General features: G+C 42.9%; 21 protein-coding genes. 14 read left to right on the forward strand and 7 right to left on the reverse strand.

Annotation, left to right across the window (positions count from 1 at the left end; translation table 11 throughout):
- Positions 1-21 precede the first annotated feature (21 nt).
- The gene (locus tag ACFOHL_RS12630; protein ID WP_376920600.1) at positions 22-1,641 is read left to right on the forward strand and encodes a methyl-accepting chemotaxis protein; all 1,620 of its coding nucleotides are present in this window, start codon (positions 22-24) and stop codon (positions 1,639-1,641) included.
- Between the two features lie 62 nt (positions 1,642-1,703).
- Here the strand turns inward: ACFOHL_RS12630 and uvrA are convergent, their stop codons facing one another.
- Positions 1,704-4,544, reverse strand: a complete 2,841-nt coding sequence (gene uvrA, locus ACFOHL_RS12635) for an excinuclease ABC subunit UvrA (RefSeq protein ID WP_376920601.1) — start codon at positions 4,542-4,544, stop codon at positions 1,704-1,706.
- Between the two features lie 380 nt (positions 4,545-4,924).
- Here uvrA and ACFOHL_RS12640 point away from each other — a divergent pair, with 380 nt between their 5' ends.
- The gene (locus tag ACFOHL_RS12640; RefSeq protein WP_376920602.1) at positions 4,925-6,301 is read left to right on the forward strand and encodes an MFS transporter; all 1,377 of its coding nucleotides are present in this window, start codon (positions 4,925-4,927) and stop codon (positions 6,299-6,301) included.
- A gap of 526 nt (positions 6,302-6,827) precedes the next feature.
- Positions 6,828-7,370: a single-stranded DNA-binding protein gene (ssb, locus tag ACFOHL_RS12645; protein WP_376920603.1), complete on the forward strand. Its 543-nt coding sequence runs from the start codon at positions 6,828-6,830 to the stop codon at positions 7,368-7,370.
- Positions 7,371-7,446: 76 nt separating this feature from the next.
- Here the strand turns inward: ssb and ACFOHL_RS12650 are convergent, their stop codons facing one another.
- Positions 7,447-8,466, reverse strand: a complete 1,020-nt coding sequence (locus ACFOHL_RS12650) for a cupin domain-containing protein (protein ID WP_376920604.1) — start codon at positions 8,464-8,466, stop codon at positions 7,447-7,449.
- A 24-nt stretch (positions 8,467-8,490) separates the two neighbouring features.
- Entirely contained in the window at positions 8,491-9,234 is a 744-nt protein-coding gene (locus tag ACFOHL_RS12655) for an SDR family NAD(P)-dependent oxidoreductase (protein WP_376920605.1), read from the reverse strand.
- A gap of 103 nt (positions 9,235-9,337) precedes the next feature.
- Between ACFOHL_RS12655 and hisD the strand changes: the two genes are divergently transcribed.
- The 4 genes from hisD to ACFOHL_RS12675 are packed head-to-tail and all read left to right on the forward strand — an operon-like array spanning position 9,338 to position 13,150.
- Positions 9,338-10,615, forward strand: coding sequence for a histidinol dehydrogenase (hisD, locus tag ACFOHL_RS12660; RefSeq protein WP_376920606.1), 1,278 nt, complete (start codon positions 9,338-9,340; stop codon positions 10,613-10,615).
- 11 nt (positions 10,616-10,626) lie between these two features.
- Complete coding sequence (locus ACFOHL_RS12665; RefSeq protein ID WP_376920607.1) at positions 10,627-11,646, forward strand: LacI family DNA-binding transcriptional regulator; 1,020 nt, start codon at positions 10,627-10,629, stop codon at positions 11,644-11,646.
- An 8-nt stretch (positions 11,647-11,654) separates the two neighbouring features.
- Positions 11,655-12,386 carry an alpha/beta fold hydrolase gene (locus ACFOHL_RS12670; RefSeq protein ID WP_376920608.1) on the forward strand — a complete coding sequence of 244 codons (732 nt, stop codon included), beginning with the start codon at positions 11,655-11,657 and terminating at the stop codon, positions 12,384-12,386.
- Complete coding sequence (locus ACFOHL_RS12675) at positions 12,383-13,150, forward strand: HpcH/HpaI aldolase family protein (protein ID WP_376920609.1); 768 nt, start codon at positions 12,383-12,385, stop codon at positions 13,148-13,150. Before ACFOHL_RS12670 ends, ACFOHL_RS12675 begins: the two co-directional genes overlap by 4 nt.
- Here ACFOHL_RS12675 and ACFOHL_RS12680 read toward each other — a convergent pair.
- Entirely contained in the window at positions 13,140-14,156 is a 1,017-nt protein-coding gene (locus ACFOHL_RS12680; protein WP_376920610.1) for a nuclear transport factor 2 family protein, read from the reverse strand. The genes ACFOHL_RS12675 and ACFOHL_RS12680 overlap by 11 nt on opposite strands.
- A gap of 121 nt (positions 14,157-14,277) precedes the next feature.
- Here ACFOHL_RS12680 and ACFOHL_RS12685 point away from each other — a divergent pair, with 121 nt between their 5' ends.
- The 6 genes from ACFOHL_RS12685 to ACFOHL_RS12710 all read left to right on the forward strand — a co-directional run bounded on the left by ACFOHL_RS12685 (position 14,278) and on the right by ACFOHL_RS12710 (position 22,523).
- On the forward strand, positions 14,278-15,888 hold the full coding sequence (locus tag ACFOHL_RS12685; protein ID WP_376920611.1) for a sodium:solute symporter family transporter: 1,611 nt from the start codon (positions 14,278-14,280) through the stop codon (positions 15,886-15,888).
- A gap of 9 nt (positions 15,889-15,897) precedes the next feature.
- A complete protein-coding gene (locus tag ACFOHL_RS12690; protein WP_376920612.1) occupies positions 15,898-16,881 on the forward strand; it encodes a nuclear transport factor 2 family protein in 984 nt (327 codons plus the stop codon).
- Positions 16,874-17,989: a nuclear transport factor 2 family protein gene (locus ACFOHL_RS12695; protein WP_376920613.1), complete on the forward strand. Its 1,116-nt coding sequence runs from the start codon at positions 16,874-16,876 to the stop codon at positions 17,987-17,989. The genes ACFOHL_RS12690 and ACFOHL_RS12695 overlap by 8 nt, the downstream gene beginning before the upstream one ends.
- Positions 17,982-18,854 (forward strand): nuclear transport factor 2 family protein, encoded by an 873-nt coding sequence (locus ACFOHL_RS12700; RefSeq protein ID WP_376920614.1) that lies wholly within the window; start codon positions 17,982-17,984, stop codon positions 18,852-18,854. Before ACFOHL_RS12695 ends, ACFOHL_RS12700 begins: the two co-directional genes overlap by 8 nt.
- A 3-nt stretch (positions 18,855-18,857) precedes the next feature.
- The gene (locus ACFOHL_RS12705) at positions 18,858-19,877 is read left to right on the forward strand and encodes an ester cyclase (protein ID WP_376920615.1); all 1,020 of its coding nucleotides are present in this window, start codon (positions 18,858-18,860) and stop codon (positions 19,875-19,877) included.
- A 168-nt stretch (positions 19,878-20,045) separates the two neighbouring features.
- Complete coding sequence (locus ACFOHL_RS12710) at positions 20,046-22,523, forward strand: TonB-dependent receptor (protein WP_376920616.1); 2,478 nt, start codon at positions 20,046-20,048, stop codon at positions 22,521-22,523.
- A gap of 94 nt (positions 22,524-22,617) precedes the next feature.
- On the opposite strand, the gene ACFOHL_RS12715 is transcribed toward ACFOHL_RS12710, so the two are convergent.
- Positions 22,618-23,658, reverse strand: a complete 1,041-nt coding sequence (locus ACFOHL_RS12715) for an ester cyclase (protein WP_376920617.1) — start codon at positions 23,656-23,658, stop codon at positions 22,618-22,620.
- Between the two features lie 229 nt (positions 23,659-23,887).
- Here ACFOHL_RS12715 and ACFOHL_RS12720 point away from each other — a divergent pair, with 229 nt between their 5' ends.
- Complete coding sequence (locus tag ACFOHL_RS12720) at positions 23,888-24,967, forward strand: serine hydrolase domain-containing protein (RefSeq protein ID WP_376920618.1); 1,080 nt, start codon at positions 23,888-23,890, stop codon at positions 24,965-24,967.
- A 21-nt stretch (positions 24,968-24,988) separates the two neighbouring features.
- Here ACFOHL_RS12720 and ACFOHL_RS12725 read toward each other — a convergent pair whose 3' ends face one another.
- Together ACFOHL_RS12725 and ACFOHL_RS12730 are read right to left on the reverse strand one after the other, a co-directional pair.
- Positions 24,989-25,348: a 5-carboxymethyl-2-hydroxymuconate Delta-isomerase gene (locus ACFOHL_RS12725; RefSeq protein ID WP_376920619.1), complete on the reverse strand. Its 360-nt coding sequence runs from the start codon at positions 25,346-25,348 to the stop codon at positions 24,989-24,991.
- A gap of 27 nt (positions 25,349-25,375) precedes the next feature.
- Entirely contained in the window at positions 25,376-26,257 is an 882-nt protein-coding gene (locus ACFOHL_RS12730) for a DMT family transporter (protein WP_376920620.1), read from the reverse strand.

Here is a 26,257-nt window from a genome sequence, read left to right on the forward strand (position 1 = left end):
TAGTTAGCTCTAAGGTGGAGTATGAATTTTCTAGCAAAACTATCAATAGCTCAAAAGCTGTTTCTGATCCCCATTGTTGGTATCGTCACATTCTTTATTTACGTAGCCATAACCTTTAACACTGCAAATACTAATGTTCGTTTGTTAGAAGAAGTACGGGATGTGCAGTTTCCTGCATTGCTTGAGTCTAGAAACGCATTGGTAAAAATAGAAAATGTTAAGACACTGTTGAGTGGAGCGGTCACAACCGGTGACGAGGAGATGCTGAGCAGCGCAGAAGAAGAATCAACCTTGGCAATACAAAGTCTTGACAAAATATCAGCCTTAAACACAGAACTTAGCGCGGAAATAAGCCAAATTATTCAGGATTTTGAAGGCTACTACAGTGTGGCTTTTAAAGTCAGTAAATCGATGGTAGACAATACCGCAGATTTTTCTAAACTTGCCGCGCAAACACAGCAAATGAACTCTTTGTTCGACAGTGCTACCCAAGAGCTAAAAGCATTCAGTGATAGTCATCAAGGTTTGTTTAGCTCTGCGATTGAAGATGCCAATACGGGGGCGCAAAAGCTCAGTATGGTGGGCTTGATTATGGGCGCCTTGGTGGCAGTATTGTTGATAGCCATCTCCCTCCCAATCGTACACAACTTGCGTAGTAGTATTTTAAATGTAGTGAACTCACTGCGAGATATTGCGCAAGAGGATGGTGATTTAACCGTTCGTATTGTCACGAACAACAAGGATGAAATTGGTGATCTTGTGCATTGGTTTAACCAATTTGTTGAGAAGTTACAGAATGTTGTCCGTGATATTGGTAATGCGAGTCAGCCTTTAAGTAATTTGGCGCAAAACCTAAATGATGTGTCTGACAATGCTCGCAATACTATTGCTGCACAGCAGCTGTCTGCTAGTGATGCTAAAGCCGCTGTAGATGAAATGACCGTCAGTGTTGATGCAGTTGCCAAGAGTGCTAGTGATGCAGCAGGTGCTGCAAGTGAAGCATCAGGCGCGGCAGATCAAGGACAGCGAGTCGTTAATCAGACTGTCAGCAGCATTCAAACCTTAGCTACTCGGGTGGATGAAACCGCAATTGTTATAAAGAAACTTGAAGAAGACTCCAATCAAGTAGGCGTGATCCTTGATGTGATTAAGGGCATAGCGGAACAAACTAACTTGCTAGCCTTGAATGCAGCCATAGAGGCGGCCAGAGCGGGAGAGCAGGGGCGAGGTTTTGCTGTTGTCGCTGATGAAGTGCGTACACTGGCCTCTCGAACACAGCAGTCCACAGAAGAAATTCAATCGACAATTGAACAGCTTCAAAATGCAGCGCGATCAGCGGTTAGCGAAATGGCTAAGGGTACTGAACAAGCCGCCAAATCGGTAGATGAAGCCAATCAAGCGGGAAGTAGCTTAGGTGCGATAACGGATACAATCAGCCGTATTACAGCAATGAATGATCAAATAGCGCAATCGACGGGCGAACAGCAAAAAGTGGGCTTGTCCATCGCGCAAAATGTTGATGATATATATAGTCGTACCGAAGATACCGCGAATAGCTCTGAAAAACTTACTAATGTAAGTCAGGAACTAGAGCAGTTATCCGAAGATTTCGGCAGAATAATGAAGCAATTCAAGTATTAAGAATCTAAGCCAATTGCTCGGTATAAAACCGAGCTTTGGCTATCGCGATTCATCGCCTGTAACTATTCACCCCAAGTTTTACCTATCATTGGCGCTAAAAACCTTGCAGTGTGCGATGCTTTGACACGGCATACCTGCTCGGGTGAGCCTTGAGCAACAATGGTACCGCCTCCTGAGCCTCCTTCAGGTCCAAGGTCAACGACATAGTCAGCCGTTTTTACCACATCTAGATTGTGCTCTATCACCACTACGGTATTACCGTGATCCCTGAGTCGGTGCAATACCTCAAGTAGCTGCTTGATATCATGAAAGTGCAAGCCAGTAGTGGGTTCGTCAAGTATGTATAGGGTTTGTCCGGTGTCGCGTTTTGATAGTTCTTTGGCTAATTTCACGCGTTGTGCTTCACCGCCCGAGAGAGTGGTCGCTGCTTGTCCAAGTTTAATATATGACAAACCGACATCCATTAATGTTTGCAGTTTCCGTGCAATTGCGGGAATTGCATCGAAGAACACGCGCGCATCTTCAACAGTCATGTCTAAGACTTCATTAATGTTTTTGTCTTTGAAGCGAATTTCCAAGGTTTCGCGGTTGTAACGTTTTCCGGCACATACATCACAGGGAACATAAACATCAGGCAAAAAGTGCATTTCGACTTTAATGACACCGTCACCCTGACAGGCTTCACAACGTCCACCTTTGACGTTAAAGCTAAAACGTCCTGGTTTATAACCTCTTGAACGCGCCTCTTGCGTGCCCGCGAAGATTTCTCTAATTGGCGTAAAAATACCTGCATAAGTGGCGGGGTTTGATCGCGGTGTGCGACCAATCGGACTTTGGTCAATGTCGACTACCTTATCGAGATGCTCTAGGCCTGTGATACTTTTGTAGGGAGCTGGCTCATTTGTCGTCGCACGGTTTAACTCAGTTTGCGCGATACGGTAAAATGTATCGTTAATGAGTGTTGACTTGCCCGAGCCGGATACGCCCGTAATACAGGTCATGAGACCTGTTGGTATTTTCAAATCGACGGATTTAAGGTTGTTGCCGCTTGCCCCCTTTAACTCAATCCAAGGTTTGCCTTTGGCGCTATGGCGTTTCTGTGGCACAGCGATTGCCTCAACGCCGGATAGATACTTGCCCGTTAGGGATTGTTCGCAGCTCTTGATATCTTCAAGAGTACCCGACGCAATGATTTCACCGCCATGCACCCCAGCACCAGGACCAATATCGACAACAAAATCAGCCTCTCTGATGGCATCTTCGTCATGCTCAACAACAATTACAGTGTTGCCTAAATCACGCAAATGCCTGAGAGTCAGAAGTAAGCGCTCATTGTCCCGTTGGTGGAGACCAATACTCGGTTCGTCAAGCACATACATGACGCCAACCAAGCCCGCACCAATTTGACTTGCCAAGCGTATGCGCTGGGCTTCTCCCCCAGATAGGGTGTCGGCACTGCGATCCATGGATAAATAATTCAGCCCAACATTCACCAAAAACTGCAAGCGATCGATAATTTCTTTTAAGATTTTTTCGGCTATCTTCGCTTTTTGACCACTCAAGGCTAAGCCATCAAAGAAAGATAGGGCATCAGCGATTGAGCGTTCTGTAATCGCCGGTAGATTGGTATCTTGAATAAATACGTGACGTGCTTCCAAGCGAAGTCGTGAACCTGAGCACGATGAGCAAGGCTGTTGAGTTAGGTATTTGGATAACTCTTCACGCACAGTATTGGACTCTGTCTCTCGAAAGCGTCTTTCCATATTGGGGATAATGCCTTCAAAAGGATGCTTACGCTCCATGACATCACCGCGTTCGTTAATGTATTTAAACTTTATTGATTCGCCTTTTGAGCCATTAAGCACAATATCTTGGGCTTTTTCGTCAAGTGCATTAAATGGGACTTTGAGATCAAAGCCATAGTGCTCAGCCACGGACATCAACATTTGAAAATAGTAGTAGCTGCGTTTATCCCAGCCTCGGATGGCACCACCTGAGAGCGAGAGTTCGTCATTGCTGACTACACGAGTGGGATCAAAGAACTGGCGAGTACCCAGACCATCGCAACTTTGACAAGCACCGGCGGGGTTGTTAAACGAGAACAAACGCGGTTCCAATTCGGCAATGCTATAGCCGCAATGTGGGCAAGCAAAGTTAGCAGAAAAAACAATTTCGTCTTTGCTATTGTCATCCATGTAAGCGACTTTTGCGTTTCCTGCAGCCAAGTTTAATGCCGTTTCAAATGATTCGGCTAGGCGGAGCTGGAGGTCATCTCGCACTTTAAACCTATCGACCACTACTTCAATGGTGTGTTTTTTACGTAAATCCAGCTCTGGTGGGTCGGATAAATCACAGACCTCACCGTCTATTCTTGCGCGAATAAAGCCTTGTGCAGCAAGCGCCTCTAGTGTTTTGACATGCTCGCCTTTACGCTCGTGCACAACGGGGGCGAGTAACATTAGCTTTGAACCCTCTGGCAAAGCGAGAACCTTGTCGACCATTTGAGAGACAGTTTGGGCGTCGAGGGCAACATCATGATCAGGACACTTCGGCGTGCCAACACGAGCAAACAACAAGCGCAAATAATCATAAATTTCTGTAATTGTGCCCACCGTAGAGCGCGGGTTATGACTAGTGGACTTTTGTTCAATCGAGATAGCTGGCGACAAGCCTTCGATGTGGTCAACATCGGGTTTTTCCATCATGGATAAAAATTGGCGCGCATAAGCTGAAAGGCTTTCAACATAACGCCTTTGTCCTTCCGCATACAAGGTATCGAACGCGAGAGACGATTTACCTGATCCAGATAAGCCTGTGATGACTACTAGTTTGTCGCGCGGAAGTTCAATGTTGATATTTTTTAGGTTGTGGGTTCGAGCACCCCTTACTTCAATTTTATCCATAGTTCCTTTGACGAATGGCAAGCGAGCTAATCAACTAGTATGCCATATAATTGCAAAAAGGCTATGTTCCTGTTCACGATTACGGCGGAATGATACTGGGCTGAATAGAGGGCGACAAGAATCAAAATTTGTTTTTCACGGATGAAAAACTAAAGCGTATATGGATATACTCGCAGCGCTTTTGATTCTAGTCGTCCTCTATTCAGCAAGGTATTATTCCGCCGCACGTTTAAGGCCTGATGATCCTAACTAGCTCTTACCAAATAGACAAAAAAACAGTAAACTGCGCAACCGGTGTTTTCAATAGACATAGATTCGAAAATAACCAACAGTCAATACTTGGCTTTTGGTCTCATTTATTAGGCGTAGTTAGAAGGTCCATGAACGATAAAGAGTTAACTTCAACGGAACTAGGCTCAGGTTTGAGCCTTGCTGCTGTGTATGTGTTTCGTATGCTTGGCTTGTTTATGGTCATCCCTGTTATTGCGGTTGCGGCAATTGAATACCCTGACTACTCTCCTTTACTGGTGGGACTGGCCATTGGGGGTTATGGCTTAACGCAAGCAATATTGCAAATACCCATGGGAATAATGTCGGATAGACTAGGGCGTAAACCGATAATATATCTTGGTTTAGCCTTGTTTGCTTTGGGTAGCTTGATAGCGGGTATAGCTGAATCCATGACTGTCCTTATTCTAGGGCGTGTGCTGCAGGGCGCTGGCGCGATTGCGGGTGCGGTGATGGCTTTGGCTTCTGATGTGACTAGAGAGTCACAACGCACTAAAATTATGGCGCTCATCGGTGTGTCTATCGGTTTATCTTTTTATCTTGCGCTGTTGCTTGGGCCCCTTATCGCTGCCAATTATGGTGTGTCGGCAATATTCTACCTTACAGCCGCTAGCGCATTGTTTTGCTTCCCTCTTGTAAAATTTGGGGTGCCAAATGTACAACCGTCATCCGCAACCGGCGACGCGTTGCCAAAAACAGAATATTTGTCTGCCTTGTTTTCGCACCCTCATCTTTGGCGCTTAAACCTTTTAGTGCTTGTGCTGCATCTACTGATTACCAGTTTTTTCGTGCAAATTCCTGTTTTATTAACGGATATTGGTGAGCCTTTAGCGAGGCATTATCAAGTGTACGGTGTGGTTTTGTTGATATCTGTTGCAATCTTAGTTGTATTAATTCGCATGGCGAATGTATTGACTACGCAAAACATGTTCAATATTACTTTGTTACTGATGGCGGTGGGCTTGGTACTACTCACTCAAGTACCGACCTATTGGCTCATTGTTGCTGCGGGAATAAGTTTTTTTGCTGGGTTTAATTTTTTAGAGGCTAAGATGCCTGCCATGGTTTCGTCTATTGCGCCAGCCGGTCAAAAGGGCAGTGCGATGGGTATTTATGCTAGTTTTCAGTTCTTGGGTGCCTTTGTAGGTGGTATGTTGTCTGGTGCAATGAATGCGTATTTCGACACTAAAACGACATTTGTAGTTTGTTTGCTGTTTATATTCTTGGCCAGCTTAGTGGCAAGAGGCTTAGCAAATGTAGAACGAGTTAAGCGAGTAACCTTGGGCTTTTCAGAAAGCACAGGTATGGATGATGACAGCATCAACCATGCAATGGCTTTGTTGATGGCAATCGAAGGGGTCAAGGATGTCAGTGCAGATCCCGAAGCAAAGGCCTTTTATTTGAAAGTAGATGCTAAACTATTTAATACACAGTTAGCCCTAGACAGCCTGCACAACACACAAAAATAAAAGCTCGTACTTAAACTAACACCGAAAATGAAACCATTACGATGGTCAAGTATAAATGTGTTTTGGGCGAATTTAAAAACTGCTGTGTTTGACAAAGGGTACCGCAAGATTGCATGGTGTTTTCGGCTTGTATAGGCATATTTTTTCTCTTTTTTATTGTGAATAACTACTCGTGACCATGCTTACTTTAGCGTCACTTGCATAGCGAGTCTTCACAAAGGTATAGTCTATTTATCACACTTTTGTAACAACTCGGACTACGGTTTAGCTATGCTTGCTCCTGTTGCAAAGCAAAATGCAGCGAATGACTGAACGTTTATTCAGTCGAAAATAGCACGCTGTTTTGATAACTTGTGGTGGTACACATGTGCTATCAAAAGTTAGATTTGACTAGCCTAAGTCGGTCAAAACGGGATACACTATAATGAATAACGAAGAAGGTTTCGCTGTAGAATATTGTGGCTTCTGATAGGTGCCTATTACCTAGCTCAGAGCGATTGCGGAACAAGAAAACAAAGGAAAAACAATGGCCTCTCGTGGTGTAAATAAAGTAATTTTAGTCGGCAATTTGGGGAATGATCCCGAGATACGTTATATGCCAAATGGCGGAGCAGTAGCTAATTTGAGTCTGGCAACCAGTGAAAGTTGGAAAGACCAGCAAGGTCAACAACAAGAGCGCACCGAATGGCACCGCATTACTATGTACCGCAGATTGGCTGAAATAGCGGGAGAGTACTTAAGAAAAGGCTCGCAAATCTACATCGAAGGTAAATTGCAAACTCGTAAATGGCAAGATCAACAAGGTAATGATCGTTACACCACGGAAATTATCGCCGATCAAATGCAAATGCTAGGAGGTCGAAACGACAACCAAGGGCAAGGGGGTGGCTATCAGCAAATGCCAAATCAAGGTGCCAATCAAGCGCCACAACAAGGCGGTTATCAGCCAGCTCCACAGCAAAACAATTACCAACGCCCTCCTCAGCAGTCGGCTCCTCAACAGCAACCGGCGCAAGCGCCTAAAATGTCAGAGCCAAGCTTTGATTATGATGATGATATTCCGTTTTGACCTAAGACAAAAATGAAAATGTTGAAAACAATGTAGAAAGCAGCTAAATAGCGGCTTTATTAGTTTTACATCAAAACTATTTGAACAGAGGTGCTTTGGGCTGATTGTACCGTCGAGTAATATATACAATGCAGTCCGTGTTACTTTGATTGGTAAAACTCCGTTGCGATTCAATTGGTGTGGAAAAATTATCTCCCTTTGTCAGTACACATGATTCTTCATTCGATGTAACGGTTAGTTGTCCTTGATGTACAAACAAAACTTCTTCTTCAAAACGAATATGCAGTGGGATACTGGCTCCTGGTTCTAATTTTAGTGCCCGTACGACAAAGCCGTGATTCCAGCCAAGCTTCGAAGCTGGTAAGCCTTCCGCTGAATTTTTACCGCCAACTAATGGGGTTTCGTATACCCCCTCGAATTGAGAGAGCGATGTATCTTGTAGCCATACAAAGCTTTCAGTTCGATGTACTATTGTTTTCAGTTCATCGCTATTCACCACTCTGTGTTCTTCGATTTGAGCTTGTGACGTAACCGGCATCGGTGATTTATCTTCTGGGATCGATTGGCCTTGAGTTGTGTCTATTAAGCTACCGTCTTCAAGCAGAACAAGCCCAAACTCTTCGGCCATTTTGAATACCTTTGGAGACCACAAAACTCGACCTGGATCATCACCGCCCAATATGGCATGAAGGTATCCTAAGCCTTTTTCTTCTCCCTCGGCAGCGCCTGCAATACATTCAAAACCACGAAAAACATCTGTAGGAATGGAAATCACATCTCCTGGCTTAAGCGTGATGCGGCCATCATCGGCATTAACACCTGAAATAAAATCCCAAGTGCCTGTGTGCACGACAAACACTTCTTCGGTCAAGTGACTATGTTGGGAATTCAAGCAACCAGCAGGTTGCCTTGCTCCACCGATGTTGAACCCGTGTGGAATAGAAATATGCACGTGCTGATCAGGGTTTTCAGCTACGCCCGGCCCTATAACAGTAAAGTTTTCTTTTTTGTCTGAACCTGGGCTTCTGGTATCGATGAAAGCTGTGGTACAGGGAATTAATTCTTTATATTTTACAATACGAGATGTTAGTGACATGGAAATTCCTTAAAATCGAATTTACTACCTTGCCGTCCAACCTCCGTCAACCTTAATTGAGGTGCCGGTGATCATTGACGAAAGATCGCTGAGTAAGAAAGTACAAGCGTTAGCGACATCGCTAGTCGTGGCTAATTTGTTAAGAGGGATCATGTCGAGTACGAATTGTTTAAATTCAGGGTCTTCTAACATGGGTTGTGTCAATGGTGTTTGCACAAATGTTGGGGCGACAGAGTTAACGCGAATATTCGACTCCGCTAATTCTACAGCAAGTGCTTTCGTAAACCCTTCAACACCGTGTTTCGACATGCAATAAAGGGTTCGTCCTGCTGAACCGACAAAACCCATTTGCGAGGACATGTTGACGATAGCGCCCTGATTGGCTTTTCTCATTGGCGTAATGGCCGCCTTGGTTGTTCGGTACAGTGATTTTATGTTCAAGTCGATAACGGTATCCACGTCTTCCAGTGGCTGTTTCTCGATAGGTGATACTTTATTGGTACCGACGTTATTGACGAGTCCATGCAATATATCTAGTTGATTGAGTCGACGGATAAATTGATCTGAAGATACATCCTCGCACCAACATTCTATTTGTTTTGGATAGAGACTTCGCAATTCGTCCAAATCACTTTGAGTACGTGATACTGCAATTACACTAGCGCCCGCTTTTGCCGCGTGGCGAACGCAATCAAAGCCAATTCCCTTTCCTGCGCCCGTTACCAAAACTGTCTTCCCCTTCAATAAGCATGGAGAAAATCCAAACATATACCCTCTTAGCTATTATTATTGCATTCGAAGTCATTATTAAGTACGATAAATTTTTATGCAAGAAAAATCATTCTATTCATTGGAAATATCTGGAGCAACGATGATTAATTATTTAAAGAAAGGTCCCTCAAAACAAGAGAAGGCGGAATCAAATAAAGAAGTTCAGCGTATCGTTGAAAACATTATCTCTGATATTGAAGCGAATGGTGATCAAGCGGTACTTTCTTATTCCGAAAAATTTGACAGATGGACTCCGGAGTCATTTAGATTGACTCGGGAGCAAATTGAAGCTTGTTATACTGAACTGGAGCAACAAGTCATCGATGACATTCGTTGGGCACAACAGCAAGTAAAGAATTTTGCGAAAATACAACGGGATTCAATGAAGGACGTAGAGGTAGAAACGCTTCCCGGTGTTACCCTCGGCCATAAGCACATCCCTGTAGAGAGTGTAGGTTGTTATGTACCAGGCGGAAAGTACCCACTAGTGGCCTCTGCGCATATGAGTGTGGTTACTGCAAAGGTAGCGGGTGTAAAACGTGTCATTGCTTGTGCTCCACCTTTTGAGGGCAAGCCGTCTGCCGCTATTGTTGTCGCCATGGATATGGCCGGCGCTGACGAGATATATTGTTTTGGTGGTGTTCAAGCCGTTGCAGCAATGGCGATAGGCACTGAGAGCATTGCTCCCGTGGATATGATCGTTGGACCAGGAAACGCATTTGTAGCCGAGGCGAAACGTCAACTCTTTGGTCGTGTCGGGATCGATTTGTTTGCAGGTCCAACTGAAACCCTTGTTATTGCCGACGAATCTGTAGATGGTGAGTTGTGTGCTGCAGACCTGTTGGGCCAAGCGGAACACGGGGTCAACTCTCCAGCGGTGCTACTGACAAACAGTGAAAAGCTAGCGAACGAGACGATGAAAGAAGTTGAGCGTCAGCTCAAGATATTACCTACTGGTGAAATCGCGGGACGTGCATGGCGTGATTTTGGGGAAGTGATCGTTTGCGATACCTATGAAGAAATGCTGAATGTGGCAAATGAATTGGCCTTTGAGCATGTTCAAGTGATGACAGAAAACGTGGATTACTTTAAAGATAACATGCAAAACTTTGGGGCATTATTTTTGGGGCCAGAAACTAATGTGTCCTATGGAGATAAGTGTATTGGTACTAACCATACGCTACCAACAAAACGAGCCGCATGCTACACTGGTGGATTATGGGTAGGTAAATTCATCAAAACTTGTACATTCCAGCGTGTAACTGAACAGGCTTCTGTTTTAGTCGGTGAGTATTGTTCTCGTTTGTGTGCAGTTGAGGGATTTGCTGGTCACAAAGAACAAGCCGATATTCGTTTGCGTCGGTACAAAGATAAATAATAAATTAAACTATGTCCACCAACGATAAGAAGCGCGTAACATCTTACGACGTCGCCAAAGAGGCGGGTGTTTCTCAATCTGCTGTCTCTCGAGTGTTTTTAGAGGGACGCAGTGTATCAAAAGCAACGCGTAAAAAAGTCTTAGCAACAGCCAATCGCATGGGCTATAAACCGAATGCAATAGCGAGGATGCTGATAACCAAGCGTTCAGGTATGGTTGCGGTAATCATGTCGACTACAGCTAACTTGAATTATCCGGAAGTACTGAGTCTGGTGAATGAGAATTTGAGGCATCGCAACGAGAGACTATTGCTTTTTACTCTTGACGACGAAGCTGGCTTAAGTGCTTTACTGGAACAAATTTGGACATTTCAGGTTGATGGGGTTATCGCATTGGCGGCACATTTTGACCACCAGACACTGACCCAATTCAAAGAGCACGGCATACCTGTGGTTTTGTACAACAGAAAAGTGTCCGATCAATCAGCAAATTCAGTTTGCTGCAACCACGAACACGGAATTGGTCTGCTCATAGATTTACTCATCGATCACAATCATAAGAACTTTCTAATTGTATCAGGTCCTTCTGTATCTGAAGTCGGTCGTGAACGCCGAGCTGTCGCCGTTACTCACCTAGAGAAAAAAGGATTTAGTGATGTTCCAATTGTAAGTGGTGACTATTCTTACGATTCTGGAAGGCAGGCACTGCGTCAACACGATCCCGTTAAAAGTAAAACAACCGCTGTAATTTGTGGGAATGATGCAATGGCTCTAGGCGTGATTGATGAAGCCCGTGAAACGTTTGGTTTAAAAATACCAGAGGATTTATCGGTTGTTGGATTTGACGGTATAAATCCAGCTAATTGGTATAGTTATCAGTTGACTACAATAAAACAGCCAATTGAACAAATGACCAAAGCAGCGATTGATATTCTTATTGAACAGATAGAAGATCCTACAAGCCCTGCGCAGTTGAGAATGTGGTCGGGCAAATTGATAGAAGGAAATTCCGTTGCTAAAGCAAAATCATAAGTAGTCCTATGTCAGTACAATGTATTGTTTTTATCCCAGGTACACTATGTACCTCTCAAATGTTTGATCAAATTATTGAACAGTTTGCACATCAATATACCGATACAGACTTTATTGCGCTGGATTTCGTTGAAGAATCTACATTGCAAGCAATGGTTGATACACTCAATAACGCGATCAATGGGCGTTCGTGTGTACTAGTCGGATTTTCAATGGGGGGGATGGTTGCCATGCACGCATTGCGCTCACGCATACCCAATTGTCAGGGCTTAGTGTTACTGAACAGTAATAGCCATGCTGATTTGGAAGGTAGAGAGGCAATGCGCCAAGCTCAAATAAATGAAGCCAAACAAATTGGCTTTCAAACGCTATTTGAAAATTCGTTCCTACCAAATTACCTTTTCAGGGAAACTGACAATATTCGGCAACAAATATGGCAAATGGCAAAACAACTCGGCTTGAGTACTTTTGAAAGGCAGTCAGCGGTGTTAGCTGAGAGACCTGATTCTTTATCATTGCTAGCGTCTCTCGACATACCCGTGCTGATTCTCGCAGGAGAGCATGACGTGTTATGTGCTGCTGAACATCAGAATGTAATGGCCGCTGCGATAAAAAAATCAACATTGGTATTTATTCATAATGCAGGCCATTTCGCTATTTTAGAGCAGTCAAAATTGGTAACGACTGAGCTAGAAAACTGGCTTAACTTCAATAAATTAATTGGATACACAGAATCGTGAACCTAAAACAGCGTTTACAAACGCGTGAACCTACTTTAGGCACCTTTGTAAAAACGACACACTACCATAACACTGAAGTATTAAGTCGTACTGCGTTACATGTGCTATGTTTAGATGCAGAACATGCTCCCTTCGATCGCAGTGATCTTGACAAATGCGTGCTTGCAGCGAGAGCAAGTCAAAAGCCCGTATTGGTTAGGATCCCAGATAGCGAGAGTGCAACCATTCTCAACACTCTTGATATTGGTGCTACGGGGATCGTCGTGCCCCATGTAAAAACAGCGGAGCAGATAAATGATATTATCAAGTATTGTTACTTTGGCGATGGTGGCAGAGGTTATGCTGGCTCCTCTAGATTTGCAGAATATACTACATCAACTATTGCTGATAATTTAGCAAAAAACCGGTCACAAACGTGTGTCATTGCGCAAATTGAAGACTTGTGTGCTTTGGATCAGCTGGATGCAATTTGTCAGGTCGAACATTTAGATTGCTTGTTTATAGGCACAATGGACTTAACAGTGGCACTAAAAGCAAACTCGCCAAAAGACGCGAGTGTCGAAAGAGTTATCACAAATATTGTTGAAACTGCGCGTCGCCACAACGTTACTTTAGGTATGTTTGTATCCGATTTAAACGAACTACCAGATTGGTTAAATAAAGGAGTTAGCTTGTTTCTTTTGGGGTCAGATCATAGTTTTATTCTGTCTGGCGCTAAGCAGCTTAGTGCTACATTTGATGCAGCACAGAGCACTATTGCTTAATTGGGTTTAGGATAGAGGTTGTTCGTTCGATGATATCGAGGCCTTGTTGTTTTAACCAATAAGGAATATCAATTAATACCCAGTTTTCTTTCAACTTGTCGTCTTCTCTAGAGTAAATATCTGCAACGCGCATATCTGCAGGCTGGCTGCCACCGGGTAGACCAAGAAAACCCCCTGTCGAAGTATTGGTTAGGTTTGGCCAGCCAAAGAAGCAGGCGAATTCCCCTTCAGCTATTCGGCAAACATGACCATTGAATTTTTTGTCTTTCAGTTGTTGTCTGAACGGATAACTATGCTGTTGCTGATATCGTGTGATTGTATAGCTTGCGCCAATTCCTGCGGGGCCATACCACTCCATATCCTCATGCCACGTTTTGGCTAAAATAGCAGGCGGATAGTTGTCATTAGCCGTTATGTTTAATGTACTTAAGTCATCTATCATTGCTTCAACTAGCTTTAAGGTTTTCACCCCTGCTTCAGGAGATTGCACTTCAGTGAGGATACCATTGTGTTTGCGCGGACCGGGATAAACAAAATAATTGCCAGTTGTTGGAGGCAGTGGGTTCATTCCCACCATTTGCATAAAGCCGATAATGTCAAAGAATAGACCAGATTTAAGAATTTTGTCATTTTCGATGCAAAAAAACTCTGCATATCTAAGCATCGTCATTTTTTGCGTTGCTCGAATATTGAGCCAATCACGATCAAAGAGTCCCAAAAAATGACCCATGCTCATTACCCAGACTTTTCCGTCATATTCATTTCGACCAGCCATGAATATGTCCTGACGCCTTTGTAAACGACAAAATGCTTTGTGCAAAGGCATCCACACTTTGTCTATAGCCTCTTTTTTGCTGCTCATCTGGTTAAATGGATACACCGCGAAACATTCGAATTCGTCCGAAACGAATTCATCAAAAATGCTTTCTATCGCATGGCTGGGTGCTTGTTCCAGTTTATTTAAATAATTGTTTATTAGCGATTTTTCACGTTGAAAGTTAGCCACTATAAGTCCTAAAAGCTATATCGTTGCAAACAAATGCTATTTTCTAATGACTTCGAAGTCAAACGGTATTATAGTGATATTAGATATTTGATAAAAACAAATAACAAAGCAGAGGTCGTACATGACGGAATTCGGCACGATAAACTGGACAATTTTGATCGTTTACATCATCGCTAACCTTTTGCTCGGGCTAGTGATTGGAAAAAACATCGAGTCTGATGATGATTTTTATCTAGGAAAGAAAACGACCCCTTGGTGGGCAATAGGCATTTCAGTCGTTGCGACTTATGTAAGTGCCATGACTTTTCTCGGCGCACCCGCTTGGGCTTACAAGGATGGTTTATCTGTCATTGCAATCCATTTGAATTATCCGCTTGTCATTATGGCTGTGATCATATTTTTCTTCCCATTCTTCTACAATGCCGGCGTCGCGTCTATCTACGAATATCAGGAAAAACGGTTTGGTAAACGCGCTAGAGGGACTATTTCTGCTATTTGGTTGGTGTCTCAAACTATGAGTAGTGCGGCTGTGCTTTATGCAACGTCTGTAGTACTGAGTTTTATTACCGGCATTCCAGTTGTAACAGCTATTATTATTGTCACCATTATTGCACTGATATACACGGTCATGGGGGGGATCACGGCGGTAATTTGGACTGATGTGATTCAATCTTTTATCTTGTTTGCAGGTGCCGGCATTATCTTTTATGCACTGGTTACACAAGGTGACTTTTCAGTAGAAAGCTCCTTAGCTGCACTAAAAGCAGAAGGCAAACTTGACCCGCTTAACTTTAGTTTTGATTTTGATACGACTACCACGGTTTGGAGCGGGATTTTAGCAATGACGCTGTATCACATTACCGTATACGGTACCAATCAAATGATGGTGCAGCGCACCTTAGCAGCTAAGAATATTGGAGATGCGAAAAAGTCATATTTATTAATGGGGTTTGCTGCATTTTTTATCTACTTATTCTTTATCGCATTAGGCGTGTTGTTTTACAGTTACTACGACGGCAAAACATTTGAGAATGAAAATACCATTATTCTACAGTTTGCCTCAGACTACGGTTTACCTGGGCTAATGGGGGTTATCGCTGCCGCTGTTATGGCTGCGTCGATGTCTAGTTTAGACTCTGCATTCAATTCTCTATCGACTGTTACCACTATCGATTTTTATAAAAAATATTGGGCTAAAGATAAACCAGAAAAACACTATCTCACTATGACCCGTATTTTCACTCTCGTCTGGGCGCTTATCATAATTATCCCTGCGATTGGTTACCACTTGCATAGTACTGGCTCTATTCTCGAAGTGTTGAGTAAAGTGGGATCTTTCTTTGTTGGCGCTCAACTGGGCATGTTTGCGCTTGGTTTTTTCTCTAAACAAGCGACTGAAAATGGCTTATTGGTGGGCACTGCTGCTGGCTTTATTGTGGTTACCGTCACCGCAACTAGCACTGATGTTGCGTGGCCTTGGTATGCTGCGATCGGAGCTGGTACCAATGTCATTGTAACTATCTTGGCTAGCCTACTCATTGACGGCAAACAAGAAGAGTACTCCGAATATACTGTTGTTGGGCAAAAAAGAATGTTTGCTAAAGAGGGGCTACCAGAGAAAGAAAATGGATGGTACCGAATACCAGGTAAGGTCGATCCAATTAACTATTATCTTTTTGCTTTTTTCGTGACTACATTGATGTTTTTGTGGTCAATACAATATTGGGTATAGGAGATGCATGTGAGTGTCGTTGAACAGTTTTATAAGGCTGTGATTATAAACTCGACTGAAGTAAACGACTTCGTCGACAAAAATACCAAATGGCATGTATCTGCGCCAGTGAATGAAGTTTCGAGCATGGACGATTGGATTCAAGCTTGCTGGTTGCCATTGACAAAAGCCTTTGAAGGCATAGAGCGCAGAACCTTTATCTCGTTATCGGAAGTAGAGAATGACGTTAAGTGGACTTTTTCCACGGGGGTGTTTGTTGGTAATTTCAACTCGCCATTATTTGGTATCCCCCATACAGGCAAAGCGGCTTACCTAAGATTTACCGAGATGGTGGCAGAAAGAGACGGCAAAATTATAGAGGGCTACACCATACTGGACATGCTTGACTTGATGGAGCAGGCAGGGGTTAACCCACTGCGTAAATCATTGGGTAAGTCAGGGACAATTTTGCCACCTAGTACTCTAGATGGAGTTAACCCTCCTTTTGACTCGAAAGAGCAGGGGCAAATCACCAAGCAGCTAGTTATAGACATGTTGAATGAGCTTGGACGCTTTGACGGAGAATCGCTGTCTAGTATGAAGCTTGAAAATTATTGGGATCCTAATTTTATCTGGTATGGCCCTGCTGGCATAGGCACGACTCGAGGTATCGAAGACTTCAGACAGCAGCATCAAGGCCCGTTTGTATTTAGTTTTCCAGACCGGATTGTAGATCATCATACTGCGTTCATTGCACAGGGCAACTATGCCGCAACAGGCGGGTGGCCGCATATGCATGGCACCCATTCATGCGGTGGTTGGCTTGGACTGCCACCTAGCGGTAAGTATTTAGAGTTGAGAGTTATGGATATTTGGCGTCGGGAAGGAAATTTATTAAAGGAAAACTGGGTTGCGATCGATTTGGTTCATATGTGTGAGCAAATGGGATTGGACGTATTCGCAATGATGCATACGCTATCAAACGGTAATAATGGGGCAAATTGTGGTGACTGATTGTCTTACGAACAAAGTGACACAAACCTATTGGAAATCATTACCCGAGTTGCTCAATCCGGTAGGACCAAATACACAAAACTTAGAAGGGTTCGATCCTGAGTTTATCGATATCGTCGATTATATCATCCGAATCACGCATCGCATTTGGGAGCAAAAAGATTTTGGTCTATGTAAGAAGTACTACGCCGACTATTGTCCTGTCTTTACCTTAGGAGGGTACTCTGATGATGTTGAAACGGTTATTCAAAATACACTTAAAACCGTTGCGGCTTTTCCAGACCGCTCACTGATTGGTGACAATGTAGTCTGGCGAGATTTAGGTGAGGATGGATACTACTCATCGCATCGCATTACAAGCGTTATGACAAACAAAGGCCACTCTGAATTCGGCTCTGCAACGGGGCAAACCGGGCGCGTGACAACCATTGCTGACTGTATTTGTAAAGACAACAAAATAGTCTATGAATGGTTAATGCGCGACAATAGTTTCCTCCTCAAGCAGCTCGGTATAGATATCCATGATGCTGCTAAACACATGTTGAAAGTCGCCCCACACCCAGTCTTCTTAGAATGGATGGAACAGGAAAAAATTAGAGTAAGAGCTATGCAAGCCTCTCCTCACCAATGGTCAAGCTATGTTGATGCAAAGTGGTCGAGTTTTGCGGGTAACTGGATAGACACTATTTTCAATCAAAAACAATTTAGTCAGTTAACACAATTCTATGCACTGAATGCTTCAGTGCAATGGCCCGGAGGTCGTCTCAGTGTTGGCATTCCGGGAATTGCGGGGATCTTTATCCAATGGTTGCGAGGTTGCCCTGACGCAAAAGCGACATGTGATCACGTTGGTGTGGTTGAATTTGATGATGAGACAACCGATATTGCAATTCGCTGGAGTTTAACAGGCACTGCAAGCATGAATAATCCTACATATAAGCTCTATGAAGGGCTAGATTATTTTGTTTTGGGGGCGAGCCACCTAAGAGTAAAAAACGGTTTGATCATTAATGAATGGACTGTTTTTGATGAAGTGGCGATCTTAGTCAACTTGATGCGGGAACATCAGAAAAAGCTAGGCCTGAGAGAGGAACCAAAACGTGATTAACAACTTCATTCGTTTTTATGAAGAAGGCGATATAAAGAATCTGACTTCAGTTTTACTTCATTCATGCTCTTGGCAGCAACATGGATTTAAAGCTTTTGGTTCCTCACAAATTAATACCGTGTTAACTCATTGGCTCAGTTTAGTCGGGAGAAGTCAAACAGAGATTGTCAGTCAGGTAAATTCTGAGAATATGTCAACGGCCTTGATCAAACTCTACCCCTACTCGAACCAATCGAGTCAAGACAAGGTTGTTTTATTATCGCTTGCCGTTGAACACAACGGAAGAGTCGTTAAATCCGTTGATTGCGTGGTCAATACTCAACTTGTAGCAGATAGAAAGGGAGTCGATATATTAAGCTTAAGTCAGAGCTTACCTAATCCAGATCCACTTGTTTTATCAGAATATGATCATCAAGATCATTTGCAAAACAACCTAGCGCTGCCATCAAACTTAGTCCGTAATAACAATGTAGACACCAGCTTACTGGATAAATGGTGGCAAATTCACTCAGTTGGACAGCTAAGTAATATTGACGCTTTGTATTCGGAAAATGCCTCCATCGTAGCGCTTTCCAGTGGAAGAACAATTATTAAGAATGAGCTGTTTACGTCTCTGTGCCATTTCCGAACGCAGTTTTTACGTCCATTTTCCCAGCTTGAATCAGTGACTACTGAGGACAATTTCGTTGCCATTGTGTGGCTTTTTGAGGGGGATGATACGGATACTTCAGAACGAATGAGACTGCGCGTTGTTTCCCATCTTGAGCTTGTTGATGGACATATTATCAATGAATCCAGCGTGTTTGATTTGGCTGCACATTTCAAAAGGTACCCAAATAGTACATTACGACTCTCGGGCATTTAATTCATGATAAGCAGTTGTCAGCACGCGACCAATAAACGAGTAATACACACCCTATCCAAAGCCATGTATGACTTTAATGTCAAAGAAGTCACTCAATTGATTAAGCATATTTTTGCGGATAAACCTTTACTGCAAATGTGTTACCCGTTTGAAACTATGGAAAGTCTTGATTCATGGTTGAATGACGTACTATTAACGCTTCACGAGGCATTGCCTGATATAGAAAGACGCGACAATATCATTATCTCAGGTGAAGCAAGTGATAACGGTATGTGGGTGGGTTGCAATGGTAACTACACTGGCACCTTTACTAAGCCGTGGTTAGGTATTCCGCCCACAGGCCGTTCTGTATCAATGCGCTATACCGAGTTTTATCGGTTTGTTGACGATAAAATTGTTGAAATGCAGGCTATATGGGATATTCCCGAGCTAATGATGCAAGCTGAGGTTTGGCCTCTTTCGCCTAGTATAGGGCGCGAGTGGCAAGTGCCAGGACCTGCAACCCAAGATGGTTTGTCGTTAGCTGATCGCTGTGCAAGTACCTCAATGAACTCGCTGAAAATTGTTTCTGACATGTGTACAGCCTTAGGTAATCACGCCTCTGGAGGTGTTGATGCAATGCGTTTGGAAGAATTCTGGCATCCCAAATGCAGCTGGTATGGACCAGCAGGTATTGGCAGTACTCGGACGATCGCAGGTTTTAGACACTGCCATCAAATACCTTTTTTGAACGGTTTACCTGATAGGGGACCCATCAGTGAAAATCATAAATTTTTTGCTGATAATAATTATGTTGCCGTGACCGGTTGGCCGGCGGGAATGAGAATGACCGTTAGTGACGCTGGGTGGCTTGGTATAGCACCAGGCAGGCAAAAAATCACAATGCGCAGTTTAGACTTTTGGCGTGTGCAAAACGGGCTAATACGAGAAAACTGGGTGCTCATTGACCTATTGTCAGTGTATGCGCAGTTGAATGTCGATGTACTAGCCAGAATGAAAGAGATGACTTCGAAGTATATCTAGAAATCTTTGCAATTCCGTAATTCTTTGATGCATTCTTTTTCTTTTGTACTTTTTATTGACTTCGAAGTACATAATCGATAGTTTGGTATTTAACAACCGTATTTGACCCTTTAGCGAAAAATATTGAAATACAAAAAATAAAATACTAAAACCTCATCGGAGAATACCATGTCTAAAGAAATGCAAGCTTTTCACAATAAATTCAGGCAAAAACGATCGTTAATCTTTGCATCTGTTATGCTTGCTTTGACTTCGCAGTCTTCATTTGCTCAGCAAGACGAAGAAGTTGAAGAAAGTGTTGCTATCGAGCAGATAGTCGTCACTGCGGAAAGAAAAACCGAAACGCTGCAAGAAGTGAGTATTTCTGTATCAGCTTTTGGAGAGGATGCCTTAGCTAAAGGAGGGATTAACGATGTTTCTCGCCTTGAGTTGCAAGTGCCAGGCTTAAATTTTGCCTTTGCAGGTAATGACGCTAAATTTAATGTGAGGGGAGCTAACTCTTCCAATACGTTTGGTGATAACAGTTCAATCGTAGGTGCTTTTGTTGATGGTGTTTATAAAGCTCGAGCTTCTCAACAAACCCGTGCTTTTTTCGATGTTCAATCGGTAGAGTTTTTACGCGGCCCTCAAGGCACACTTTATGGAAGAAACACGTTTGCTGGTGCGCTTAACTTATATACTAATCGTCCAAATTTTGAAGGTGTAAGTGGTGGCTTCGATATCAGCTACCAAGCGTTTGACCGAGTTCGTACTGAGGGGTTTGTCAATCTGCCATTGAGTGAAGAGCTTGCCCTTCGTGTCGCAGGATTTTCCGATAAGAGTGACGGCTATATCGAGAATTTAGCCGGACCAGATGTGGGAGCGCAAGATGACAAAGCCGTCCGAATATCTTTGCTGTACGAGCCGTCAGAAGATCTATCGATGTTATTGCAATATTCTCATAGTGCTGAAGATGGTAATGAAGCAGGTTTGTTTGGATACACATTTTTGTGCCGTAACGAAACTCCAGACGGCTTGACCGATCCTTTTGGTAGTACTCGGAATTGCGCCAACCCTATTCGAGGATCAGGTGGTAGAGGACCCGCATCAAATGGCCCTGGGGGTGACCCTTATTTAATTAGCCAAGACTACGTGCGTCCAGTTGACCTAACTGAAGATGTACTTGCCTTCCACGTCAATTATGAATCAGACAACTTCAGTATCAAGTCTATCACTTCATACACTGATTTTTACAATGATATTAACTTTGATTTTGACTTCAGCCCTACGCCCAGTCAAAACGGCGGATTTTTAGAGACTTCAGAAGTCTTTAGTCAAGAAATTCAAATTTCATCGAATAATGATAGTGCTCTGCAATGGACAACAGGTGTTTATTACTCTGACCAAGAAGATTCAAGCAGTTTTTCAATTTACAACCAAACGGTGAGAGATGATTCTACTCGCGCCACAGTTGTTAATGAATTAGGTGAATTTACCCAGCTATCAGGCACAGATATCGTCTCTCTCGACCGGAATTTTAATGGTTTTTTTGCTGATAATGCTATCATTGATACTGAATATTTTGGGATCTTTGGTCAAATCGAATACTCGCTTAGTGATGAGTTACGCCTGATTGCAGGTATTCGTTATAATGACGAAACCAAAAGCTTAAGTTGTGGTGGTAGTAACTTTACTGGCGATGTAAACGGCGATGGTAGCGTTGACCGAGTGGTCAATGTATTGCCTGGCGTAGCGGGAAGTTCACCACTTATTTTACCCAATAACTCGCGAGATGTGTTTTCGTTCAACTGTAACGCTGCTGATGCGCTTACTAGTGCAAATGTCCATGACGGCGATCCAAGTTTTTCCAACGTAACTTGGAGAACAGGTGTCGAATATGATCTCCAAGACGATGTAATGTTGTACCTCTCTGCTTCAACAGGTTACCTCTCCGGCTCGGTCAATACCACTACGGCTACAGAAGAGCAAGAGTCACAAGTTATTGAAGCGGGTTTCCGTAGTCGCTTTGCCGATGATACGCTGCAGTTTAATGGCGCGTTTCATTTCACAGAGTACACCAATTTGCTTACTCAGCTGCAGCGCATTGAAGGAGGCTTAGCTATTACTTTCTCTGAGAATGGCGGCAACATCGATGCTATGGGCGCAGAATTTGATGCGGTTTGGTTGGCTACAGATAACCTTCAACTTACCGGTACTTTGGCATATTTGAACTCTGAATTTGGTACTTTCGGTCAGGGCAACCCCTATCAGTTATATAATGGAGAAATTAGAAGTTTCATTGACCAAAATGGAAATAGAACACCGTGGTCCCCCGAGTTAACTATTGGCGGTAGTGCTTCATATTTAATTGAATTGAACAAAGGTATGGGGACACTAACACCACATCTACAGTTCTACTATTCCGACGAGTACAATACATCCAACTTGCTTGCAAATGACCCAGCTCATCAACAAGCATCTTTTACCAAAACTGATTTTCGCTTGATTTGGGAGTCTGAAGACCAAGACTACATCGTCGAGGCGTTTGTTGAAAACATAGAGGATGAAGCGGTTTTAGCTCGGGGTAACAATAATAGCGACGATATTGTACAGTCTGGTTATCTTTATCCTCGCAATTACGGTGTGAGAGCAAAAGTACGCTTTTAAATTAGCGGCAAAAATTTATACATAACTCACAATAATTCAAGATGGGAAAAGCAAGTGCTTTTCCCATTTTTTAGTTATTTATCCCGCATTGAGGTTATTTAGCGCTGACTTGTTGCTTTAAGCGCTCAAATAAGTCAACGTTAAATTGTCGAAACAGGTGAACCATATCAACAAACACCCAATTTTCAACTAATTGCTCTCCCTCTCTTCGCCACCAATCTAATCCATTTATTTCAACACGATTGTTAGTGGCGTTAACGCCTTTGTATTCTCCTGTATGAATCGCAATTACACCCGCCCAGCCTGGCCCACCACTGTATCTACCCTCTGCTATTAGTGCGTTTAAATCCTGTACTTCACGGTCAGGAAATGCGTGCAACCAGATTTTTTGGTGATAGTCTTCAAATTCTTTCAGACCGTAACAAGCGCCTATGCCTCCAGGGCCATACCACGTGACGTCGGGGTGGAAAAAATCAGCCATCCCCATGCTTTCAAGTGCGGATTCGTCGTAGCTATTTAAGCCTTCATAAATAAATTTGCGCATATGATCGAGTGTGTATGCAGAATAATCTGGATCCATCTGATCACGCAATATACCGTCTTGTGCTTTTGGTGCAAGGTACATACCGTCCTTGCCATGACTGGGAGGGAGTACATCAAAACCCGCTTGTTGCATCAAATCTATGTAATCCAGAAGATAATATATATGGGTGATTTTATTATCTTCTACTCTGCAGAACTCTCCCCAACGAATACTAACTTGTTTACCACTGGCGGGTATACCCAAATAATCGCGAGCGAATGTGCCAACTAGATTTCCAGTACCAGTTACCCAATACGCTCCGTCTTTGTTGATGTCACCGTCTTTTCGACCATTGGATACTCCGCCAAAGAAGATAAAAGTCTCACGGCTTAGGTCAGGGAAAGAGTGCTTTAGTGGCTGCCAAAAGCCTTCAATATATTGATTAGCTCCTTGCAATTCGTTAATGGGATCAGGACCAAATGTTTGTGTGGTCTCATCAATATAGGGTTTGACCTTATTCAATACGTCCGACGAGTTACAGGTATCTAAGCATCGCCAAAAGTCCCAAACTGTGTTTTTATTACATTGATTTAGCTCTAATTTATCTAGCATTGGTTGTCCATTTTTGCATTCGAAGTCATTTTTGATTTTACGCGACTAGTCAAAAAGATACCAGATAATTCAAATGCAGAAGAAAACGTGAACCACGACTTAATGAGCTATGCGAACATTGCGCAATTGCAGCCTAAACCTAAGCATTCAACACTGTGCTTAAAACTCTCTCAAAATTTTGTTATCGTCATTACTACAAGAAAAAAACCGATTCGTAAAATCACACGCTGTGAAACATTTAAAAATTCTAGCTTTCAGCCTTTCTGCTCTATTGGCTACGTATATTGGTTTGGGTAGCGCCTATGCCAAGGTTGGCGATCCTGCGGTCGATTTACTCGCCAACAAGATAGATCGCATACTGAAATCTGACTCTCCCAGGAAATTTAATGGCGTTATCTCAATTGAGAAAGATGGCAAAAACATCTATGCAAAGGCGCAGGGCTATGCAGACTTCGATAAGCAAGAGCGGCTAAAGCTACACGACAATTTTAGAATTCAATCTAATAGCAAACAAATTACGGGAGTGTTAATTTTAAAAGAGGTCGAAAAAGGTAGTATCGATTTAGCGCGCCCTGTAAGTGAGTATTTGCCTACTTTGCAAGTTGATTGGGCTAAGCTGGTCACGGTGCATCAATTAGTAAATATGTCTGCTGGTATCGTTGCTCTCGACAAACCTTTGCTTTTCCAACCCGGAACTGGCTTTCATTACAGTAACCCTGCATATGCTTTGCTCGGCAGGATCATTGAGCAGGTGTCGGGCAAAAAATACAGCGAAGTTGCTAACGCATTCTTCAAAGAGATAGGAATGCACAATACTTTTTGCTACGACTATGATGAGAATGAGCAGGCACTAGTCAATGGGTATCAATGGGCGCAAGATAAATATCAGCTCGTAAACTTTAACAAACTGGGGTTTACGCCGGCAACGTGGGAAGACTTTATACCCACGGGCGGTATTATATCCAATGTGCAAGATTTGCACATCTGGGATACTAAGCTTCACAATGGTGAGTTACTTAGCCGCCATTCCTACGAAATAATGACTACGTCGAATGTGCCAGACACATTCACGCCACTGAGTGAAGATGAAATTGCTTACGGTTATGGTATCAATATCATAAATGCGCCCATTTCTTTCCTAGGTCACGGTGGTTCAGGTTTTGGCTTTGCCTCAATAAAATTCTATATTCCTGAGAAAAAAATAAATGTCATTGTGTTAGAAAACCTGTTTCACGATGAGATACCTATTCGATATTTCTATCAAACAGAGATCAGAAAATTAGTATTGGGTAGTGATTTAGTCAGGTAAGCAGTTGCTGGGGTATGTACATCAAAATACCTCATGCTCCAACATTTTAGTGTTGCAATATGTGCTCTTTTCAAATTCGTATATATTCATAGCAATATTGCTTACTTTTGGGAACATCGTCGCTAACCCACGCACTATTGTCTGTGAAAGGTTCTGACGTTGAGATACAGTGCGACCTTGCATTATATGAGAAAACACATGGATGAAAGGTACTTTTTCATGTCCCACTAGGTATTTGTCGTAAGAATCGACGCGCACTTTAATATCTGCAATTTCAAAAAGCCCACTATCTCCTGCCATCATAGAAACTGCTTGATTTATCGTGTCTATTGAATGAATCTCAAGAATATCTGTTGAACAATGTAAAATGAAATGGGGCATAAAAATTTTCCCTTAGTTGTTTCTAATTTAAGATGAAGGTTTGTTATTTGACACTGATTTGTGTTTGCCTTGTAAAGTAATGATTGAAGCGGCTACAACCAATATACTTCCACATATTAATTGGGCATTAATATCATCACCAAATAGATATACACCACCTAAAGCGACCAGAATTAACCTGATCGAATCCAGGGGCATCAATCTGTTTAGATCGCCTCGACTCAACGCCATAATTAGAAAAATTTGCCCTAAAGTAAAGCTGAAAGACATCAGTAACAATAAGGGGATATGAGTTATGGTAGGGGGTTCACCAAACAAAACGAAAATTGTCAGAAAAAAAGGCAGAGTGAAGCAAAGCTGCGTTACAAATATTTGTGTTTTAGTTTCTTTTTGAGATAAGCATTTCAAGCTTATTTGAGCAACAGTTAGCATGAGTGTGGCCGTTATCGCTGATATCAGCCCCACAGTGTTAATCAGCATCTCTCCAGTAAAGAGCATATTCACGCCAATTATACTTATCATTAGTGCAATGATACCGTGAACGGATATCTTTTCTTTAAACATAACCACCGCTCCGATACAGACAAATACTGGAGAGGTATAGGTGATTGCGATCACAGTCGTCATTGGTATGTTGTTAAGTGAAGTAAGCAGAGCTATTCCACCGACTAGGAATGCCGTGCTTCTTACTATATGAATTTTCAAATTGGAAACGGGGGGGAGATATTTTTGACGAATCATCCAAGGGGCAAAAATAAGGATACAGACCAAACTTCGCACCATTAGAATTGTTGCAGGCAGGAGCCCTTGAGCAAGCAACTGCTTTACAGTGATAACAAAAATTGCTTGGCAGACAGTGGAACACAACATTAAAGGCACTGCGCTAACTTGATTAATATAGTTGATCAA

The sequence above is a fragment of the Agaribacter flavus genome, from assembly GCF_042646125.1.
Lineage (GTDB): Bacteria > Pseudomonadota > Gammaproteobacteria > Enterobacterales > Alteromonadaceae > Glaciecola > Glaciecola flavus.

Excerpts from the sequence above, each read along its gene's own strand:
- ACFOHL_RS12630 (WP_376920600.1), top strand. The coding sequence starts at position 22 with ATGAATTTTCTAGCAAAACTATCAATAGCTCAAAAGCTGTTTCTGATC.
- uvrA (WP_376920601.1), bottom strand. The coding sequence starts at position 4,544 with ATGGATAAAATTGAAGTAAGGGGTGCTCGAACCCACAACCTAAAAAAT.
- ACFOHL_RS12640 (WP_376920602.1), top strand. The coding sequence starts at position 4,925 with ATGAACGATAAAGAGTTAACTTCAACGGAACTAGGCTCAGGTTTGAGC.
- ssb (WP_376920603.1), top strand. The coding sequence starts at position 6,828 with ATGGCCTCTCGTGGTGTAAATAAAGTAATTTTAGTCGGCAATTTGGGG.
- ACFOHL_RS12650 (WP_376920604.1), bottom strand. The coding sequence starts at position 8,466 with ATGTCACTAACATCTCGTATTGTAAAATATAAAGAATTAATTCCCTGT.
- ACFOHL_RS12655 (WP_376920605.1), bottom strand. The coding sequence starts at position 9,234 with ATGTTTGGATTTTCTCCATGCTTATTGAAGGGGAAGACAGTTTTGGTA.
- hisD (WP_376920606.1), top strand. The coding sequence starts at position 9,338 with ATGATTAATTATTTAAAGAAAGGTCCCTCAAAACAAGAGAAGGCGGAA.
- ACFOHL_RS12665 (WP_376920607.1), top strand. The coding sequence starts at position 10,627 with ATGTCCACCAACGATAAGAAGCGCGTAACATCTTACGACGTCGCCAAA.
- ACFOHL_RS12670 (WP_376920608.1), top strand. The coding sequence starts at position 11,655 with ATGTCAGTACAATGTATTGTTTTTATCCCAGGTACACTATGTACCTCT.
- ACFOHL_RS12685 (WP_376920611.1), top strand. The coding sequence starts at position 14,278 with ATGACGGAATTCGGCACGATAAACTGGACAATTTTGATCGTTTACATC.
- ACFOHL_RS12705 (WP_376920615.1), top strand. The coding sequence starts at position 18,858 with ATGATAAGCAGTTGTCAGCACGCGACCAATAAACGAGTAATACACACC.
- ACFOHL_RS12710 (WP_376920616.1), top strand. The coding sequence starts at position 20,046 with ATGTCTAAAGAAATGCAAGCTTTTCACAATAAATTCAGGCAAAAACGA.
- ACFOHL_RS12715 (WP_376920617.1), bottom strand. The coding sequence starts at position 23,658 with ATGCTAGATAAATTAGAGCTAAATCAATGTAATAAAAACACAGTTTGG.
- ACFOHL_RS12725 (WP_376920619.1), bottom strand. The coding sequence starts at position 25,348 with ATGCCCCATTTCATTTTACATTGTTCAACAGATATTCTTGAGATTCAT.